Below are 18,307 nucleotides of genomic sequence, written 5' to 3'. Positions count from 1 at the left end.
CCATACACGTCCGCGATGGCGCTGAATCCTGCAATATCTATGAACGCAACGGTGGCCGGCGCTCGAGCCGGGTCCTGCCGCTGCTTCACATCACTCTCCATCGCCGCTCCTACTGGTGCTTGCATCATGGGCAACGATCAATCGTCCCTGGATTGCAGAAGAGGCTAGCATATTTTCGCGCAAGTAGACAGTGAGCGCCACCTCGCGATCGCACTGCAGCTTTCATCCAGCCGGCTTTTTGAATCGGTGGAAAAGGAAGAGCAAAGCGCGGCGATCGTTGCAACCACCACGAAATAGCCCTACCGCGTTTTCAAACTCGGGATGTGCTCAAAGTGAGGTCGAAAGCCCGTCCGGCAGTCAAGCTTACGAGACATGCTCTGCTACAGTTGAAGGCGCGCTCGATGCTTTCGGTGAACTGAAGCTCACAATGCGCCGCGGCTCACCTTCAATCGTGAACTCTCCCAAAGTCCGCGCAAGTGCAACCGATTAATGCGAGATGTTCTACCTCATCGGCGCGCACGAATTTCCGCAGCTTTGCTCCGGAGAGTTCTTTGTCAGTTGTCTGTCGCTTCCAACTTCTGTCCCGAGGCAGTTGCAGCTGTCTTGAACACACTGGCATTATAGATCTGCTCTACCGCTCTTGAGAGGCCTGCATCAAATTCCGCATCGCTCATGGTTACCCGAAGATCCTCCGCCAGCGCGCGGGAGAAGCTCGCGATCATGCCGTCGTTATGACTGAGCTTCTCGCAAGCATCGGCGCAGCTATAGCCGCCCGACAGAGCCACGACGCGGGCGACCGATTTATGGTCGATCAACGGTTTGTAGAAATTAGCCACGGTCGGAAGAGAAAGCTTGATCATGACTTTCTCGCCCGAGGTATATCTGTCGAGCTCATCGGCGATTTCATCGCGCAAGATCGTCTCAGCCTCCTGCTTCGTGGGACTCTTGATGAGAACCTCCGGCTCGACAATTGGCACGAGACCGTAGTCGAGAATCCGCCGCGCGATCTCAAACTGCTGCTTGACGACAGCAGCGACGCCAGACCTATCTGCATGCGCGATCACCGACCGCATCTTGGTCCCGAAAATCCCCTTCTTCACAGCGCGTGCCAGGAGGCTGTCGAGGTCGGGCATGGGCTTCATCACTTGGACACCATCTTCTTCGGCCGCCAGACCCTTGTCGATTTTCAGGAAAGGCACGACACTGCGCTCTTCCCAAAGAAAGTCAGGGACCGGCCTCCCGCCGACATCGCCATCCATGGTCTTTTCAAAGAGGATTGCGCCGATCACCTTGCTTCCCGAAAAAGAGGACGCAGTCATGATACGCACGCGCATCTTGTGCATCAGGCGGAACATGTCGTCTTCGCCATTATAGTCGGAATCGGAGATGCCGTAGAGACGCAACGCAGCCGGAGTAGAGCCTCCGCTTTGATCGAGCGCAGCGATGAACCCGTCCTTGTCGATCATCTGTGACATCATTTTCTGATTGGGTGCCATTTTCTTCCCTCATGTGCCGTCATATGCCGCCGCATCTGCGACTTGCTCGACCAGATTTAAAGCAGAATGACGTAAATCTGGCTCGGTGCAAGAGGCTCAAGACTTGCCCGACCTGCGCTCGGTATTGATCCTGCGCGGCAGGATGATATCTTGACCATCCCCGCAGGACGCGTTGCCCGCGATCCTTGTATTGCATCGATCGGTGTTTCTCGGCCGTCCGCTCACTGGTGGCGGCAGGCCGAGGCCGCAGGATCGAGGTTATTCCAGGACCTGCAGAAAGGACCTTCCTCAGCGCGCACTGTATTTTGCGTCGAGTTCGTTGATTGCAGTGACATTGCCGGCGGAGCGGCCGTTCTCGTCGAAGGTCTGGGCGAGAAAGGCATCGGCAATAGACTTGGCAAGCTCAGGCCCGATGACGCGCGCACCCATCGTGATGATCTGGGCATTGTTGGAGAGCGCTGCCCGTTCGGCAGAATAAGTGTCGTGCGTCAGGGCCGCCCGGATGCCGGGGACCTTGTTGGCCGAGATGCAGACGCCGATGCCGGTGCCGCAGACTAGGATTGCCTTGTCATAGCTACCATCGATCACTCCCGATGCGACGCGCTCCGAGAGATTTGCGTAGAAAGGATCGAGGCCGTCATTGATGCGGGACACTTCTTCGACGTCGAAACGATCCTTGAGGTGATCGGCCAATATCTTTGCGAGGCCTTCGCCGGCGCTGTCTCCAGCAATTGCAAGTTTCATTGTCTTTCTCCTTGGGATTAGGCGGGAAGTTTGGCGGCGCATTTTGCAAGGATATCGAGGTAGCCCTCGACGTTCCATGCAGAACGGCCGATGAAGAGCCCGTCGACATGAGGGCACGAAATCATTTCCTCGCAATTTTGCGGATTGACCGACCCGCCATAGAGGCAAGGTATTTTGCGCCCTAATATCGCTTCGGCGACCGCAATGATCTCAGCCTGGCGTGCGTCGGCATAGTCTGCCGTCGCAGGGATTCCCTTATCGCCGATTGCCCAAACGGGCTCGTAGGCGAGAAGGATGTCGGCCGTTTTCTGCTCGTCGGCAAGCTTTGCAAACGCCCCGCGAACCTGAGCTGCGAGTACCTCGGCCGCCCTGCCGCTCTCACGATCGGCAAGTGTCTCGCCGATGCAGATGAGCGGGATCAGCCCATGGCGGACGGCAGCTTCCGTCTTCAGCCCGACCGTCTCGTCAGTCTCATTGAAGAACCCACGCCGCTCCGAGTGGCCGAGTTCGACCATGTCGAGACTGCAATCCTTCAGCATTAGGGGCGACACCTCGCCGGTCCATGCGCCGCGATCGGCCCAGTGCATATTCTGCGCGCCAACCTTGACGGAAGTTTCCGCCAGCAGGCGCTTGACCTCCCGTACAGCAGTGAAAGGTGGAATGATGAAGCGCTGGATGCGAGAATCGCGCCCTTCATCAGCAACCGCGAGGGCCTTGGCGAATTGCTCGGCTTCTGCGAGCGTCTTGTTCATCTTCCAGCTTGTGCCGATCCAGAATTGCCGTGTCTTGGTCATGCCTGTTCCTGTGTCGGAGCGATGGTGAGCTTGATGCCCGGCTGCTCGAATTCGTTGATGACAGCTGCCTCAGGCGCGCTGTCGGTGATAATGGCGCCGTGTTGCAAGGGAGAAAACGATCCGCCAGGTTCAACTGAGTAGCGCTTGCGCAGTTCGTTCGTCAGTGATCAGCCCATGCAACCTTCTGCTTCGCAGGATCGCCCTGATCGCCGGCACCTTGCCCAGCCCACCTGCAAGGGCCACGAGGCGCTCTTTCGCGGTTTGGGGGAAGGATGCTGAGAGCGTGCGGGCCGTGAGCGCCGTGTCGAGGACCTGACCGTTGGCGTCGAAGAAATGACCTAGGATCTCGCCCACGCCGCCGGCCGATGCAATATCCTCGATTTCCGCCGGTTCGACCATGCCGGAAAGCACGAGCTGCGCCTCCGCGTCCACTGTTCCCAAGCCGACAAGCTTCAGGTCCGCGGCATTGGCGAGGTCGAAGACCTCCTTGACACCGCGCTGAGCTCGAAGCACCTGCAGATCGTCGGCCGTGTTGGCAAAGAATGGAACCGGCATCACATAGGCCTGCGTGCCCGTCTTTTCGGCTATGCGGTGCATAACGTCATAGGGATTGGCGCCGTAGTTCCGCGTGAGACCACCGAGAAGGGAAACGAACTGAGTCTTTTTGGCGCTCATCCGCGGCATATATTGAACGGCAGCCGAAAGCGTCCTGCCATGGCCCAGCCCGATGACCGCGTGGTCGCCGTGCTCGATTTCCCGTTTCAGATAACCCGCACCAGCATGACCCAGCGCGCGAAGAGGCAGACCCTCTTCGCCAAGATCCGGTGCCACTTCGCAATATTGCAACCCGAACCGCTCGGCGAGCCGTGTCTCGAGTTCGACGCATTCGACAATATCGCCGTCGATCGTCACCTTCACCACGCCGTCGGCGACGGCGCGCGCTATCAGCCTGTGGGCCTTGACCGATGGTATGCCGAGACGACGGGCAACGTCCGACTGAGTGAGCCCGCCAGCATAATGGAGCCAGGCGGCCCGCACGGCAAGCGTTTCATCGGCATCCGTCATCGCCGCTCCTCCGATTGTTACCAAGTGATTCACTGGATTCAGCTGGCCTTTGTAGATCGCGCCGTCATATCTTCAAGTCCGCCGCACCCGTGTCGATATGCGGCGCCCAGAAGGCGACGCTTTCGGCGATCTGCGCGATCACTTCGCGATCGTTCGGTTCGCGCTCCTTGAAAGAGAGTTCGAGACAGATCTCGTTGTCGTCGGCACCGCCTGCCGCAAAGGCCTCCAGAAGCGGCGCGGGCTGGATCCTGCCTTTGGCGTTGAAGGCAGCTGTGAACGGTCGATGGCCACCCTTATCCATCAGGCTCTGCTTGATGTGGATGATGGGCGACAGCTTCGGCACGGCCCGCGCCCAGGCATAAGGATCATAGTCGCAGGGATTGGCGGAGGTGACATCCCCATGGTCAATATCGGCCATCATCCACATCGGCACGGCCATGTCAGCCGCCGACAGGCGTGTCTGCAGCGCGATGCAGGCCTCGATCGTCTCACCGAATTCGCGCCCGATGCTCATCGGCTCCCAGAAGATAAAAGACAGTCCGGCAGCCTTCGCGTGCTCGGCGACCTCACACCAGCAATCGATGGCGATTTTGATCAGTTCCTCGCGGCGACCGGCGTCATCGAAATCCCTATAGGTGAAGATCGCAAACTGAGTGCCGACGGAACGGCCGCCGAGATCGGCGGTAATGTCGGCAAAAGTCTTGAACCAGTCGATATAGTACCGGCGCACGTCACGGTCGGGATGGCCGAAATGATTGAGGCGGCCATACGGGCCGGTCATTCCCGAGGTGACCCGCACGCCGGTGCGCTGAAGCGACGCCTCCATCTGCCGGGTCAGGCGGCGGATCACCGGTGCTGGCCAGCTCGGATTGACGAATTCATGCGTTAATTGCAGATCGCGGATGCGCAGCTTCCTTGCGACCGTCTCGATCAGGTCGTCGGGCTCGGCAAAGCGGTTCACCAGGGGATTGGTGTTGAGCGAGAGCGTCAGCGGCATCGGCAGATCCTCAGGCAGCGGCAAGGCGGGATGAGGCAAACCAATCGGCAAAGGCCGCCTGTTCCGCCTCGCTCAGGTGCAGGTAGTGCTTGGTCCGGCGATAGAGGATGTCCTCGGCGGTTTCGGCCCATTCGGCGGCAGCGAGATACCGCGCCTCAGCCTCATAGAGGTGCCCGCCGAAATGGCGGCCAAGCCCCTGCAGATCTGACGCGCCCGCCACCAACTGCCTGGTGCGCGTACCGTAGAGGCGGCCATAATGATGAACTAGCTTCCGCGGCATCCACGGATAGCTGTCCCTTAGACCGTTGGCGAAGGTTTCGTAATCGGCATTGGGCATGTCACCGCCCGGAAGCGGCGCCTTCTGTGTCCAATCGCCGCCCATTTCCGGAAAGATATGCCGAAGGCGCTGCAGACCGCGCTCGGCAAGTTCGCGGAAGGTGGTGATCTTTCCGCCGAAAACATTGAGGAGCGGCGCTCCACCCGTCTCGTCCAGGTCGAACACATAGTCTCGTGTGACGGCCGACGGATTGCCCTTGCCGTCGTCGAAGAGCGGGCGGACACCGGAAAAACTGTGCAGCACGTCGGAGCGGCGAAGCTTCTCCTTGAAGTAGCGGTTGACCGCCTTCAGGAGATAGTCGATCTCCGACTCGTCGGCCGCGGCGTCCTCGGCCCGGCCTTCATAGGCGATATCCGTCGTACCGATCAACGCCTTGTCGCCCTCGTAGGGATTGATGAAGATCACGCGCTTGTCGTGGTTTTGAACCAGATAGGCGTTGGCACCCGACCAGAATTTCGGGACGATGATGTGGCTGCCCTTGACGAGCCGGACATTGCGGCTGGAATTGGAGCCGGCAACACGGTTGATGATGTCGGTAACCCAAGGGCCAGCGCAATTGACGAGACATTTGGCGCGGAAGGTCCGCACCTCGCCGCTACTGGTACTCTTCGTTGTGATCGTCCAGTGACCATTTTCGCGGCGCGCCGAGACCGCCGGCGAGCGGGTAAGCACCAGCGCTCCCTGCTCGGCGGCGCCGACCGCGTTCAACGTGACGAGACGGGCATCGTCCACCCAGCAATCGGAATATTCGAATCCACGGGTGAACTGATCGAGAATTGGCGTTCCCTCGGGATCGCGCAACAGATTGAGCGTGCGCGTGCCGGGCAGCTTCTTACGACCGCCAAGATGGTCATAGAGGAAGAGACCAAGCCTGACGAGCCAGGCCGGGCGATCTTCGGGGCTGTGCGGTAGGACGAAACGCATCGGCCAGATGATATGCGGGGCGGCATTGAGCAGCACCTCGCGTTCGATCAGCGCCTCGCGCACGAGACGAAACTCGTAATATTCCAGATAGCGAAGTCCGCCATGGACGAGTTTGCCCGAGCGCGATGACGTGCCCTGCGCCAGGTCGTCCTTCTCGCAGAGCGCCACCTTCAGGCCGCGGCCAGCCGCATCACGGGCGATTCCAGCACCGTTGATGCCGCCGCCGATGACGAAAAGGTCGAGGATTTCGGGTTGGGTCATGTCATCCTCCCTCGGATGCTGCTGCATCGACGATCTAAGTGACTGGCGGCATTGCCGCGGCTGTGGCCAATGTCTGCCAGGCGGCGGGCATTGCCTTTCGGATATCGGCATAGGCGGAAAACAGGAGATCGAAGCGCGCCGCCTCGGCCGCGACCGGCTGCTCGGCTTCACCGAGGAGTGGCGTCACCCATTCGGCGATGCAGTCGTCCATGGTCGGATAGGCGCCGATCGCAACGGCTGCCATCATGGCGGCACCGGCTGCTCCCGTCTCTTCGCGGCGAGACAGACGAATCGGCGCATTGACGGAGGCGCTGAGCGAGCGGCGCAGCGCACTGGAGCGAACGGCGCCGCCGGTGACGCGCAACTCTTGCGGCACGTCGCCCATTGCGGCGTAGCAGTCACGAGTGGCAAGCGCCAGGCCTTCGACGACAGCACGGACCAGGTCGGGAAATCCGTGGCGCACCGACAGACCGGAGAAGCCCGCACGCGCCTGCGCGTTGACGAAGGGGCCGCGCTCTCCGGCCTCCGAAATATAGGGATGGTAGAGCACGGCGCCGGGCTGGCTTTCGAAGAACCAGCGGTCGATCCTCGCGACAAGGTCCGCATGACTGGCAGGCTTTCCGGCCTCCGCCATCAGATAGCCAGCCATATCCAGCAGCCAGTCGATATTGATCGTCGAGCCCATATTGGTTTGCACCTGCGTCACTGTGCCGGGGATCGGCAGGGCGATGACATAGCCGGTGCCCTCTCGGTTGAGATGAACATCGGCGACAGGTTTGGCGCGTAGATGCACGCCGGTCGAGCCGATCGTCGAGCAAGCCGCATTGCGACCACTGCTTCGCACACCTGCGCCGAGCGCCGTCATCACCATGTCCACATAACCGAGGCTGACGGGCGTGCCGGCAAGAAGCCCGCAGGCATTTGCCGCCTCCGAGCTTAGCGGATGGGTTATCTCAGATCCGTCGAGGACGTCGGGGAGCAGTGCGCGGCGATGCGTCAGGCCAAGCGCATCGATGGCAACAGGCGAATAGCGGCGCGTGCGGAAATTGCCGAATGTGAAGCTTGCCTCCGACGGGTCGGTCGCCCTGACACCGGTGAAGTTGAGATAGAGCCAATCCTTGCAGTGCAGCGCCGTCTCCGCCAGGTCGAGAAGCTCCGGCATCACCCGGTCCATGTGGGCGAGCTGGGCGCCTTGCTGGCAAGTATTGAGACCGGTGCCGGTTTCTTCGAAACGAGCCCGGTTCGCCTGTCCGCCGGCAAGTGAAACGACGGTCGGGGCAGCGCGTGCATCGAGCCACAGCCAGGCATCGGCGACCGGCCGGTTGCTGGAACCGACGAGCCACGTTCCGTCCCCCTGCCCCGTCACGGAAATGGCGGCGGTGCGTCCTGCAAGATCCTCGACTTTATCTCCGAGGCCACGAAGGGCTGCGATGCAATCTTTCCAGGTCTGGCCAAGCGATTGCGTGGCCGAGCCATCAGCGCCGCTCACATATTTGTTTCGAACGGAGGCGGCCGCAATCTGACGGCCGGTCAGATCGAAGGCGACCGCCTTGATGACCGATGTGCCGGCATCGATGCCAATGATGAGTTCTTGACCGGACTGCATCTCAGATTACCCACCGGCATGTTCGAGCGTCGCGAGGGGCGAGGTCGCAGGTCGACGTCATGTTCCTATCCTCCAGCTCGCCACGGGCGACAACGGGCGCATATGATCAACCTCAGAGCGGCAAGAAACGTCGGCACTCCAGCCTGGCGATGTACCGACCGAGTCCTCACTCCTTCGCAAAACATCCCATTGATAGATAACACAAAGATATCGTTTTGCTAGTAAGATTTTTCTGAAGCTGAATTTTTTTTCATATAAAATGGCTGTCGTGATCAGGCTGCTCAACGCCCGCCCTACCCGCACCGATGAACGGCACAACCTGCGTCGGCCGACAGGTGTGACTGAATTTCAGCTTTATTTTCAACGTGTTTCATCAGCGGCTCGGTGAAAAAATCACCCGCTGCATGACGCTCTCTCCTGTGATGAACCTCCCTTGATCTCCTCCGTCCAGACCTGCCACGTGACGCATGGGCCGCCCCAAGTACGAAATCCCAGTTGACAGATACCGAAATTGATAACATGATTTTTGGCGTAAATACCATTTATCTATCACGCGGCTGGTTGATCCGGCTGCAATCACGGTCCGGCGATTGGAGGAGACTGACGCCGTTCCGGTAAGAGGAGGTTCGGATGTGCTTGTTTGTCGTCGTCGCGCTTTCGATGCCCGGCCGATTTCGGCATTTCCCTGCGAGGCTTGAGACGACGGGTCGTCCTCGATGCCGCCACCGGAGCCTCTTCCGCAGCTTTCCCTCCTTCGAGATAAACCGATGAGCCGCAGAGGTCGTCAGTCATGAGTGCACAAACCGCCCCAACAGCATCGGCATCCGGGAAAGGCAGCCTGAAAATCATTCTCGGTGCCGCAGCGGCATTCGTCGTCGTCGGCGCGATCGCCCTCGACACCAAAGTCGTCAGGATCGGCTCGGAAAGCGATATAAGGCAGCAGGCCTTCTCGCCGGAGACCTTCGGCGCTGAGCAGTTTCCGAAGATCAAGGCGGATATCGAAAAGCGCGCGACTGCCGCAATCGATCTGGCAGCAGCGATCGCGGCTGACAAGAAGGCGGCCGGAGAGAAGTACGGCGTCGCGACAAGCACCGGCCCGGTCATAGCAGTCACTCTGACCGGCACGTTCGGCGCGCGCAAATCCAATACCAGCGAAATGAAGATCGACGGCATGCCCCCCGAGACGGTGGTCCGTGTCCAGACCGGCCCTGCGGTCAACGGCACGGACCTCCGCGATGCTACTGGTACGATCGAATTTGGTCAGTTCACTAACCAGATTCAGTATCAGGATGCCGGCTCGGCCATCAATAGCGAGATGAAGAAGGCCGTATTCGCGGGTCTTGATCCGGACCAGCTTGAAGGCAAGACGGCAACTGTCGTCGGCGTCTTCAAACTCATCAACCCGAAAAACTGGCTCGTAACGCCAGTCAAGGTCGACGTCAAATGAGCGAGCTGAGCTCCACATCCGGGGTCCCCGGCGAGGTCGTCCTGGCCGCCCGCAATGTCGCCAAATCCTATGGCAGCGTGCATGCTCTAAAGGGTGTGAATTTTGATATTCACCGCGGCCAGATCACCACCCTGTTCGGTGAGAATGGGGCGGGCAAATCGACGCTGATGAAGATCCTTTCCGGGGTCGTTCAGCCGACGTCCGGCGAGATCATTCTCGACGGCAACCCGATCAGCTTCAACTCTTCGACCCATGCCCGCGAATGCGGCATCTCGATCATTCACCAGGAACTCAGTCTCGCGCCCAATCTCAGCGTGCGCGACAACATCTTCATGGGCCGCGAGATCATCAAGGGCGGCGTGGTCGACTTCGCGGAAGAAGAGCGCCAGACGCGCATTTTGATGGAAGAACTCGAAGAGGAGATCGATCCTCTGACCAAGGTGGAGGACCTGCGCCTCGGCCAGCAGCAGATCGTCGAAATCGCAAGAGCACTTTCCGTCAATTCGCGGATCCTGATCATGGATGAGCCGACCTCGGCACTCAGCGCCGCAGAAGTAGAGGTGCTGTTCAAGGTCATCCAAGATCTGACCGATCGTGGCGTATCGATCGTCTACATCTCACATCACCTTGAAGAAGCGCTGCAGATCACTGACCACGCTGTCGTCTTGCGCGATGGCATCATGACGGCCTACGCGCAACGCAAGGACATCGATCTCGAATGGATAGTGCGCAACATGGTAGGCGACAATTTCGACCTCGGCAGTCCGCCCGACGGTTACGAAATCGGCAAGCCCGTGCTATCGATCGACCATCTGACTGTTCCTGGCCCCTCCGGGTCGGCCTTCAATTCGGTCGACCGTCTGTCGCTCGAGGTGCGCGCAGGTGAGGTCGTCTGCATCTACGGCCTGATGGGGGCCGGGCGCACCGAACTCCTGGAATGCGTGGCTGGACGATTGCGCCCAAGCAGCGGAACGATTCGGCTTGAGGGCCAGGATATCGCACATTTGAGCATCGCCGGACGCATTGCAGGCGGCCTCGTGCTGGTGCCTGAGGACCGCCAACGCGACGGACTCGTGCAGACAATGACGGTCGGCTCCAACCTGTCACTCGCCAGCATCGGCGCCTTTACAAAGGGGCTGTTCACATCAGGCCGTCGTGAACGCGAACTTGTCGATGCCTCCATTCGCAAAGTCAGAGTCAAGACCGATGGAGGAGAAGCCGCCATTGGCTCGCTGTCTGGCGGCAATCAGCAGAAAGTAGTCATCGGCAAGATGCTGGCGACTGACCCGAAAGTCATCCTTCTCGACGAGCCGAGCCGCGGCATCGACGTCGGCGCCAAGGCGGAAGTCTTCAAGCTGCTGGCCGAACGGGCCCGACAGGGCCTTGCAGTCGTCTACTCGACTTCAGAGGTAAACGAATGCCTGAGCATCGCGCATCGCATCATCGTCATGCATCGCGGCCGGATCTCGGCTGAATTCGGCGCTGACGTCACCAAGGAAAAGATCATGGCCGCCTCGGGCGAAGCCGTGGTCGCGCACTAGCCAGGACATATGGAGCACTGATCATGTCAGTCACGAACATCACCGAAAAGAAGTCAGTGTCACATGGGCAGAAGCGCAACACGAACCTCGTGCGGTTGATCCTGGAGGGCCGCGCCTTCTTTGCGCTGATCGTCATCATCGCGGTCTTCTCGTTCCTGTCTCCTTATTATTTCAGCCTGAGCAACTTCCTGACTATGGCCTCGCATGTTGCCATCTTCGGCATCCTGGCGATCGGGATGTTGTTGGTGATCCTGAACGGCGGCATCGATCTTTCGGTGGGGTCGACGCTCGGGCTTGCAGGATGCATTGCCGGCTTCCTCATGCAAGGCGTGACGCTGAGTTCGTTTGGCGTCATCCTCTATCCGCCTGTCTGGGCCGTGGTGGTCATTACCTGCATTCTCGGCGCCGTCGTGGGCGCGGTCAATGGCGTGCTGGTCGCCTACCTGAAGGTCCCGGCCTTCGTCGCGTCGCTTGGTGTGCTCTATGTCGCCCGCGGTATCGCGCTCCTGATGACCAACGGCCTGACCTACAACAATCTCGGTGGTCGCCCCGAACTCGGCAATACCGGCTTCGACTGGCTTGGCTTTAACCGTCTTGCCGGCATTCCGATTGGCGTGATCGTGCTTGCGGTGCTTGCGATCATCTGCGGCATCGTTCTCAGCCGCACCGCGTTTGGCCGCTGGCTGTATGCCTCCGGCGGCAATGAACGGGCGGCCGATCTATCGGGCGTACCGGTCAAGCGAGTGAAGATCATCGTCTACGTGCTTTCGGGCGTATGCGCTGCAATTGCCGGCCTGGTCCTGTCGTCGCAGCTGACCTCGGCCGGTCCGACGGCAGGCACGACCTACGAACTGACTGCAATCGCAGCCGTCGTCATCGGGGGCGCCGCCTTGACCGGCGGGCGCGGAACTGTGCGCGGTACGATGCTCGGCGCCTTCGTAATTGGCTTCCTCTCCGACGGTCTCGTCATCATCGGTGTGTCGGCCTATTGGCAGACCGTCTTTACCGGCGCCGTTATTGTCCTCGCAGTCCTGATGAACAGCATCCAATACGGGCGTCGGACGAAATCGTCCTGATGCCGCAGCAGCACTTCTCCGCGACGGCAACGGAAGAACCCGTTGCAGTCGTGGAAAGCACCGCCGGCTTTCGGCAGTACCTGAACTCACAATGGGAGAGAGACTATGTTTAAAAAAGGCATGCGCATCCTTCTGGCGGCCGCCGCCGTCGCGCCAATTCTCGTAACTTCAGCCTGGGCAGCGGGGCAGATGACGATCATCGTCAACGACCCATCCAACCCCTACTGGCTGACCGAAGGCAATGTTGCAAAGGCAACCGCCGAAAAACTCGGCTACACCGCTTCGGTCAGCGCGCACAAGGGCGACACGAATACCGAAAGCAATCTGATCGACACCGCCATCACCAACAAGTCGGTCGCCATCATTCTCGATCCGGCCAACGCCGACGGTTCCATCGGCGCGGTGAAGAAGGCCGTTGCCGCCGGCATCCCTGTCATTCTCGTCAACGCCGAGATCAACCAGGAAGGCCTTGCCAGGGCGCAGCTCGTCTCGAACAATGCGCAGGGTGCCGCGCTCGGCGCGCAACAGTGGGTCGAAGCGGTCGGCGACAAGGGCAAGTATGCCGAACTCTTCGGCGCACCCTCGGACAATAATGCCGCCACGCGCTCCAATGGCTACGAGACAGTTTTGACCCAGTATCCCGATCTCCAGAAGGTCGCAAAGGAAGTCGCCAACTGGGACCGCACCCAGGGTCACAACAAGATGCAGTCCATGCTCCAGGCCAATCCCGACATTACCGGAGTGATCTCCGGCAATGACGAAATGGCGCTCGGCGCCATCGCGGCACTCAAGGAAGCTGGCAAGCTTGCCAACGTCAAGGTCGGCGGCTTCGACGGCTCTCCGGACGCGGTTGCCGCAATCAAGGCAGGCGAACTGCAATATACTGTCCTGCAACCTGTTGCAGTCTTCTCGGCGGAAGCCGTCAAGCAGGCCGACAGCGTCATCAAGAACGGCAGCACGGGTGCCAAAAGTGAGAAGCAGCTCTTCGATTGCTTGCTGATCACCAAGGACAATGTAGACAAGTACACCGGCCCCTTCGTGCTGGAACAGTAATTGATGACGGAGGGCGCCCGCAGGACGCCCTCCCGCACTTCGGACCGACAAGATCGCTTTCGCCTTCTTTGCCTTGGCATGGCAATCACTATACGAAGCTGGGGCAGAATTCAGCGACAAGGGTGACCCGTGACACAGAAGATTAATCAGGGCGATGAACTGTTGGATCAGCTGACCAGCGACAGCCGCCAGACGCGCCAGGTTGCGCGGCGGCGGATGATTGCCGAGGCCGTCATGAGCGAAGGCTCGATGCGCATAGAAGATCTGACTGACCGCTTTGGTATCAGCCTGATGACGGCCCATCGCGACGTGGATGAACTCGTCAGCCGCGGACTCTTCAGGAAGACACGCGGCATTGTCACGGCGGCAGCCACAAATCTGATCGAGTCCAGTGACGTCTACCGCTCCAGTCGGCAATCGGCAGAGAAAAAGGCGATCGCCGAGGCTGCCATGCAATTCGTTGAACCTGGACAGGCAATCTTCTTCGACGATTCTACGACCGTCCTGCAGATGGCCCCGCATCTCTCGTCAAAAGTGCCGATCACCGCCATTACCAATTCGCTGACGCTGATGAATGCGCTGACCGGGATGCACGATGTTACGCTGCTTGCGCTTGGTGGGCAATATTACAACTGGTGTAACGCCTTCATGGGCCGCATGACGATCAATGAGATCAGGGCGTTGAGGGCTGATGTATTCTTCATTTCGATGTCCGCCATCAATGAAGGAATCGTGCTTCACCAGTCGCCCGAGACCGTCGACACCAAACGCGCCATGTTCGACTGCTCCGTCAAGCGGATCCTGCTTGCCGATCATACTAAATTCGACCGACGCGCACTCCATAGCTTCGCTGCACTCGATGAATTCGACGTCGTCATCGTCGACGACAGGACGCCTTCCGTCCAGATCGACCGCATGCGGTCAAAAGATATCAACGTCGTCGTTGCCAGGACCGGCAGCGGACGCGTGTAACCGGATTGTCCGGTGGCGATAGAAAGGTGAATGTGCATGCCGAGTCTTCTCGGGATCGATAGCGGACTGACCGTCACGAAGGCCGTCGTCTTCGATGTTGACGGTACGGCCATCTCCGTAGCAAGGCGGCGCGTGAGCCAGCGCATCCCGAAGCCCCGTTTCGTGGAGCGGGACATGCACGAATTGTGGAGCGCAACGGCCGAAGCGATCCGGGAAGCGATTGCTCTCAGCGGCAGGCCCGCAAGCGATATTCAGGCCGTGGCGGCAACAGCCCATGGCGACGGGATCTACCTCGTTGACGGAGGCTTGCGGCCACTTGGCAACGGTATCGTATCGCTCGACAGCCGCGCCGGCGATATCGTTGATCTGTGGACGACAAACGGGGTTGCAGAGAAGGCAATCACGCTTACCGGCCAGGCTCCGCATGTCTCCGCGCCCTCGGCGCTTCTCGCCTTTATACATGACCATGAGCCGGAGCGCTTTTCGCACATCGGCCACATCATGAGTTGCAAGGATTGGCTGCGTTTTTGCCTTACCGGCTCTGCCGGTACGGACCGAACCGAAGCCAGTACGTCCTTTGTCGATGTTGAGACGCAAGGTTACAGTGAGGAAGCTCTCCACCTCTTCGGCCTGGATGCCTTGTACGACGCGCTGCTGCCGGCGGCGCGCTCCGACGAGATCGTCGGGCGGGTGACGGCCGAGGCGGCGCGTCTGACCGGACTCGTCGAGGGTACGCCCGTGGCTGCCGGGCTTCACGATGTCGTAGCCTCTGCTCTTGGTGCGGGTGGTTATGCCGAGGGCGTGGTTGCGATTGTCGCCGGAACCTATTCGATCAATGAGACACTGACATCAAAAGCACGCGTCGACCGGCGCTGGTTCTGCCGCAACGCCATCGCGCCGGGTATCTGGAATGCAATGTCAATTTCACCGGCTTCAAGCGCCAATTACGAATGGTTCATCGAAAAGCTCTGTGCCGCCGATTGGACCCGCTGCGAGGCCGAGGGCGTAACGATTCACGCGCTTCTGGCATCGGAGATCGACGCAGCTTTGGCACGGCCCTCACCCCTCCTCTTCCATCCCTATCTCTACGGTTCACCCTACGGCGCATCGGCAAGCGGGAGCTTCTTCGGGCTCGGCGGCTGGCATGATCGCGGCGACATGTTGCGCGCTGTGCTCGAGGGCATCGCCTTCAATCACCGCATTCATGTCGATGCATTGCGCGAAGGTTTCGCCTTCACCGAAGCAAGGCTTTCAGGCGGCATCTCGCGCAACCCTGCCGTGGTACAGATGTTTGCCGACGTGCTTGCCATGCCGGTGACGGTGACCGGCACCGATGAGGCGGCCGCCTGGGGTGCCGCGCTTTGCGCGGGCGTTGGGGCGGGCATCTATCATGACCTCCAGAGCGCATCGAACAGGCGGGAGCCCGGTGGAACCTGCCGGCCGGATCCTGGTCGCAGCAGCGACTATGAAAAGCGCTACCGGCTGTTCGTCGAGATTGCCGAAACAATGAAGCCACTCTGGCCTAAGATCGCCGGCCTTGCGGACGAAAGCGCGGCCCATCCCGCACAGTAGGACGACAGCATCATGAACTCCCCGCTCCAAGCCAGCCAGACGACCGGCGCGACAAACATCGACGTCCTCATCCTCGGCGCAGGCATCAACGGGGCCGGCTTGTTCCGCGAGCTTGCGCTGCAAGGCGTCGGCTGCATGATCATCGACAAAGCGGACTTCGGATCTGGAACCAGTGCCGCGCCGTCGCGCCTCATCCATGGCGGATTGAAATATCTTGAAACGGGCGAATTCGGGCTCGTCGCCCAATCGACTCTTGAGCGCAATCTGCTTTTGCAAAATGCGCCGCATTGCGTCGAGGCGTTGCCCACATTCGTCCCGATCTTTTCCTGGACGCGTGGCATCTGGGCGGCATTGAGGACGCTCGCAGGTTCCAAGACGGCACCGCGCAGCCGCGGCGCCCTGCTCATCAAGATCGGCCTTTCGCTCTATGATTACTTCGGCTCGCGCGACCGTGTCATGCCGCACCACCGGTTCCTTCTAAAAGGCAAGGCGCGGCAGAAAATCCGCCATATTACGCCGGCAATTGTTGCAGGCGGCATCTATTATGATGCCAAGATCAGCCGGCCCGAACGCCTCGTCTATGAACTTATCAGGGATGGCCTGGACGCAAATCCTCTCTGTGCGGCGGAAACCTTCACGGAAATGACGAGCGCCCGTGACGGGTGCCTGCGTTTTCGAAAGCACGATGGAACGGAATTTGCGGTTCGACCAAGGCTCGTCGTCAATGCCGCCGGCCCGTGGATCGATCATGTCAACGAACGCCTCGGCGCGCCCTCGCATCTGATCGGTGGCACAAAGGGTTCTCATATCCTCATCGATCATCCGGAACTGGTGCGCAGCCTCAACGGCCATATGATCTATTTCGAAGCCGATGACGGCCGCATCTGCTTGGTTTACGGCTATCTAGGACTGGCACTCGTCGGCTCGACGGATATCCCGAGCAGCGATCCCGAAAATGTGCGTTGTGAGGAGCCGGAAATAGATTACTTCCTGCAGAGTCTCCGTTCGATACTTCCGGGATTGCGCTTCGATCGCGACCAGATTGTCTATACCTATAGCGGCATCCGCCCGCTTCCTGCATCTGACGGGACTGCACCCGGCCTGATCAGCCGCGATCATTCCGCCCCGGTCATCGAGCCAGACGAATCGCGGCCATTTGCCATCATGTCGCTCATTGGCGGCAAGTGGACGACATTCCGCGGCTTTGCCGAGGAAGTTGCGGACGTGGTGCTCTCACGGCTGCAGCATACACGCAAACAGTCGACCCGCTATCTTCCGATCGGCGGCGGAAAAGCCTATCCGGTGGACGCAAACGCGAAACGCATCCTCATCGACCGCATCGCGAAGTCCGCTGGCATCACCGACGCGCGAGCGCAGGAACTGGTCGATCGCTACGGGACAACGGCCGAAGCGGTGGCGACATTCAGATCGGACTATTCGGATGAACGCAGGATCTCAGGATCGCAGACCTATAGTTTCCGCGAATTTGACTGGATCGCCCGCAAGGAGCTGGTGGTCCACCTTGCAGATATCGTCATGAGGCGCTCGACGATTGCGATCGAGGGACGGCTGACTGAGGAGGGCCTCAAGGACATTGCCGAAGTTGCCGCGAAGCCCCTCGGATGGGACGGGCCGCGTGTCAAGCGCGAGATCGACGAGGTTATTTCCCTTCTGGCTACCTTTCACCATCAGACAATCAAAGCCGGGACGGTGGAGATCGAGTGTCACGAAAGATAATTCGCTCACCTTCTGACCGCTTCTTGCAGGAGAAGCCTGATCTGCTCGCGCGACCGGCACAGCTTCTCGAAGAGCCTGTTCGGGAAACGAAATGCGGAGGCGTCGTCCTCAACGCCATTCCGATGAGCCTTGAATCAAGCGTCAATGCGGAGAACTGTGGATCAAGTGCAGGCTGCCGCGGTGCTAGCCGACTGTACCGCCCTGGCGATCGATGCGGCCTCCGCCCAAAGGCGGTCAGCTGACGGTCGAGGAGCGCGGCAGGATGGCTGTCCCGGTCGCCGCCGCAAATGCTCTTGCCATCACCGCTGTCGCGAGCGGAACGGGACGAATCCTTGCGGACCAGGTTTCCATCCGCCTCGGGAAGGGGGCGACGCTTTGAAGCGGAAGCCTTCTGCCGGACCCGAGAGATAGGTGACGTTTCGTACCGGAGACATGGGTAACACTTTTCGCTTTTTGGCAGGAGGTGTTGATGCCGTGGAAAGCGACCTCGGCGCGACTTGAGCCAGGCTGCACAATATCGCGCGGCGACAAGATCGCCGCGGCGAATGACCTCGTGAACTACGCGTATGGCCGCGCCCGTTTGTCGCGCGGTTTCTCATCTCTCCGGTGGCTGAAGTCATAGTAAATCATTGAGTCTTCTGAGGAATGCTGGTGCTTGTTTCGTCCAAATGAACTAAACTCGCGC

The 18,307-nt window shown here is 59.9% G+C and carries 14 protein-coding genes and 1 pseudogene; 7 read left to right on the top strand and 8 right to left on the bottom strand.

Going from position 1 to position 18,307, the window contains the following annotated elements:
* Window positions 1–554: 554 nt before the first annotated feature.
* The 8 genes and pseudogenes from FFR93_RS21985 to FFR93_RS21950 form a co-directional block, all read right to left on the bottom strand.
* Entirely contained in the window at window positions 555–1,496 is a 942-nt protein-coding gene (locus FFR93_RS21985) for a fructose bisphosphate aldolase (protein ID WP_138394755.1), read from the bottom strand.
* A gap of 288 nt (window positions 1,497–1,784) precedes the next feature.
* Window positions 1,785–2,240, bottom strand: coding sequence for an RpiB/LacA/LacB family sugar-phosphate isomerase (locus FFR93_RS21980; protein ID WP_138394754.1), 456 nt, complete (start codon window positions 2,238–2,240; stop codon window positions 1,785–1,787).
* A gap of 17 nt (window positions 2,241–2,257) precedes the next feature.
* Window positions 2,258–3,034, bottom strand: a complete 777-nt coding sequence (locus tag FFR93_RS21975; RefSeq protein ID WP_138394753.1) for a triose-phosphate isomerase — start codon at window positions 3,032–3,034, stop codon at window positions 2,258–2,260.
* Window positions 3,031–3,129, bottom strand: a pseudogene (locus FFR93_RS42075) (DeoR family transcriptional regulator); the annotation flags it as partial. The gene FFR93_RS21975 and the pseudogene FFR93_RS42075, both read right to left, overlap by 4 nt.
* 34 nt (window positions 3,130–3,163) lie before the next feature.
* Window positions 3,164–4,099 (bottom strand): sugar-binding transcriptional regulator, encoded by a 936-nt coding sequence (locus FFR93_RS21965; protein WP_138394752.1) that lies wholly within the window; start codon window positions 4,097–4,099, stop codon window positions 3,164–3,166.
* Between the two features lie 64 nt (window positions 4,100–4,163).
* Window positions 4,164–5,096 (bottom strand): TIM barrel protein, encoded by a 933-nt coding sequence (locus FFR93_RS21960; RefSeq protein WP_138394751.1) that lies wholly within the window; start codon window positions 5,094–5,096, stop codon window positions 4,164–4,166.
* Between the two features lie 10 nt (window positions 5,097–5,106).
* Window positions 5,107–6,618 (bottom strand): glycerol-3-phosphate dehydrogenase, encoded by a 1,512-nt coding sequence (locus FFR93_RS21955; protein WP_138394750.1) that lies wholly within the window; start codon window positions 6,616–6,618, stop codon window positions 5,107–5,109.
* A 34-nt stretch (window positions 6,619–6,652) separates the two neighbouring features.
* Window positions 6,653–8,224 (bottom strand): FGGY-family carbohydrate kinase, encoded by a 1,572-nt coding sequence (locus FFR93_RS21950; protein ID WP_138394749.1) that lies wholly within the window; start codon window positions 8,222–8,224, stop codon window positions 6,653–6,655.
* A gap of 790 nt (window positions 8,225–9,014) precedes the next feature.
* On the opposite strand from FFR93_RS21950, the gene FFR93_RS21945 reads away from it, so the two are divergent.
* The 7 genes from FFR93_RS21945 to FFR93_RS21915 all read left to right on the top strand — a co-directional run bounded on the left by FFR93_RS21945 (window position 9,015) and on the right by FFR93_RS21915 (window position 17,622).
* On the top strand, window positions 9,015–9,671 hold the full coding sequence (locus FFR93_RS21945) for a DUF2291 domain-containing protein (RefSeq protein WP_138394748.1): 657 nt from the start codon (window positions 9,015–9,017) through the stop codon (window positions 9,669–9,671).
* Complete coding sequence (locus FFR93_RS21940) at window positions 9,668–11,212, top strand: sugar ABC transporter ATP-binding protein (RefSeq protein ID WP_138394747.1); 1,545 nt, start codon at window positions 9,668–9,670, stop codon at window positions 11,210–11,212. Before FFR93_RS21945 ends, FFR93_RS21940 begins: the two co-directional genes overlap by 4 nt.
* Window positions 11,213–11,235: 23 nt before the next feature.
* Window positions 11,236–12,288: an ABC transporter permease gene (locus FFR93_RS21935; RefSeq protein WP_064708255.1), complete on the top strand. Its 1,053-nt coding sequence runs from the start codon at window positions 11,236–11,238 to the stop codon at window positions 12,286–12,288.
* A 105-nt stretch (window positions 12,289–12,393) separates the two neighbouring features.
* Window positions 12,394–13,341 (top strand): D-ribose ABC transporter substrate-binding protein, encoded by a 948-nt coding sequence (locus FFR93_RS21930; RefSeq protein WP_138394746.1) that lies wholly within the window; start codon window positions 12,394–12,396, stop codon window positions 13,339–13,341.
* A 129-nt stretch (window positions 13,342–13,470) separates the two neighbouring features.
* Entirely contained in the window at window positions 13,471–14,313 is an 843-nt protein-coding gene (locus FFR93_RS21925; RefSeq protein WP_064708257.1) for a DeoR/GlpR family DNA-binding transcription regulator, read from the top strand.
* A gap of 36 nt (window positions 14,314–14,349) precedes the next feature.
* Complete coding sequence (locus FFR93_RS21920; protein WP_138394745.1) at window positions 14,350–15,885, top strand: FGGY-family carbohydrate kinase; 1,536 nt, start codon at window positions 14,350–14,352, stop codon at window positions 15,883–15,885.
* Between the two features lie 12 nt (window positions 15,886–15,897).
* Window positions 15,898–17,622 carry a glycerol-3-phosphate dehydrogenase/oxidase gene (locus FFR93_RS21915; protein ID WP_138394744.1) on the top strand — a complete coding sequence of 575 codons (1,725 nt, stop codon included), beginning with the start codon at window positions 15,898–15,900 and terminating at the stop codon, window positions 17,620–17,622.
* The last annotated feature ends 685 nt before the right edge of the window (window positions 17,623–18,307 follow it).

Source organism: Rhizobium sp. MHM7A (assembly GCF_005862215.1).
Lineage (GTDB): Bacteria > Pseudomonadota > Alphaproteobacteria > Rhizobiales > Rhizobiaceae > Rhizobium > Rhizobium bangladeshense.
The sequence above is the reverse complement of the archived record's forward strand: the minus strand, read 5'-3'. Positions and strand labels throughout refer to the sequence as shown.

Bases quoted from the DNA above. Each gene is read 5' to 3' on its own strand.
- FFR93_RS21935 (WP_064708255.1), top strand. From the start codon at position 11,236: ATGTCAGTCACGAACATCACCGAAAAGAAGTCAGTGTCACATGGGCAG.
- FFR93_RS21945 (WP_138394748.1), top strand. From the start codon at position 9,015: ATGAGTGCACAAACCGCCCCAACAGCATCGGCATCCGGGAAAGGCAGC.
- FFR93_RS21920 (WP_138394745.1), top strand. From the start codon at position 14,350: ATGCCGAGTCTTCTCGGGATCGATAGCGGACTGACCGTCACGAAGGCC.
- FFR93_RS21975 (WP_138394753.1), bottom strand. From the start codon at position 3,034: ATGACCAAGACACGGCAATTCTGGATCGGCACAAGCTGGAAGATGAAC.
- FFR93_RS21965 (WP_138394752.1), bottom strand. From the start codon at position 4,099: ATGACGGATGCCGATGAAACGCTTGCCGTGCGGGCCGCCTGGCTCCAT.
- FFR93_RS21930 (WP_138394746.1), top strand. From the start codon at position 12,394: ATGTTTAAAAAAGGCATGCGCATCCTTCTGGCGGCCGCCGCCGTCGCG.
- FFR93_RS21985 (WP_138394755.1), bottom strand. From the start codon at position 1,496: ATGGCACCCAATCAGAAAATGATGTCACAGATGATCGACAAGGACGGG.
- FFR93_RS21955 (WP_138394750.1), bottom strand. From the start codon at position 6,618: ATGACCCAACCCGAAATCCTCGACCTTTTCGTCATCGGCGGCGGCATC.
- FFR93_RS21960 (WP_138394751.1), bottom strand. From the start codon at position 5,096: ATGCCGCTGACGCTCTCGCTCAACACCAATCCCCTGGTGAACCGCTTT.
- FFR93_RS21950 (WP_138394749.1), bottom strand. From the start codon at position 8,224: ATGCAGTCCGGTCAAGAACTCATCATTGGCATCGATGCCGGCACATCG.
- FFR93_RS21940 (WP_138394747.1), top strand. From the start codon at position 9,668: ATGAGCGAGCTGAGCTCCACATCCGGGGTCCCCGGCGAGGTCGTCCTG.
- FFR93_RS21980 (WP_138394754.1), bottom strand. From the start codon at position 2,240: ATGAAACTTGCAATTGCTGGAGACAGCGCCGGCGAAGGCCTCGCAAAG.
- FFR93_RS21915 (WP_138394744.1), top strand. From the start codon at position 15,898: ATGAACTCCCCGCTCCAAGCCAGCCAGACGACCGGCGCGACAAACATC.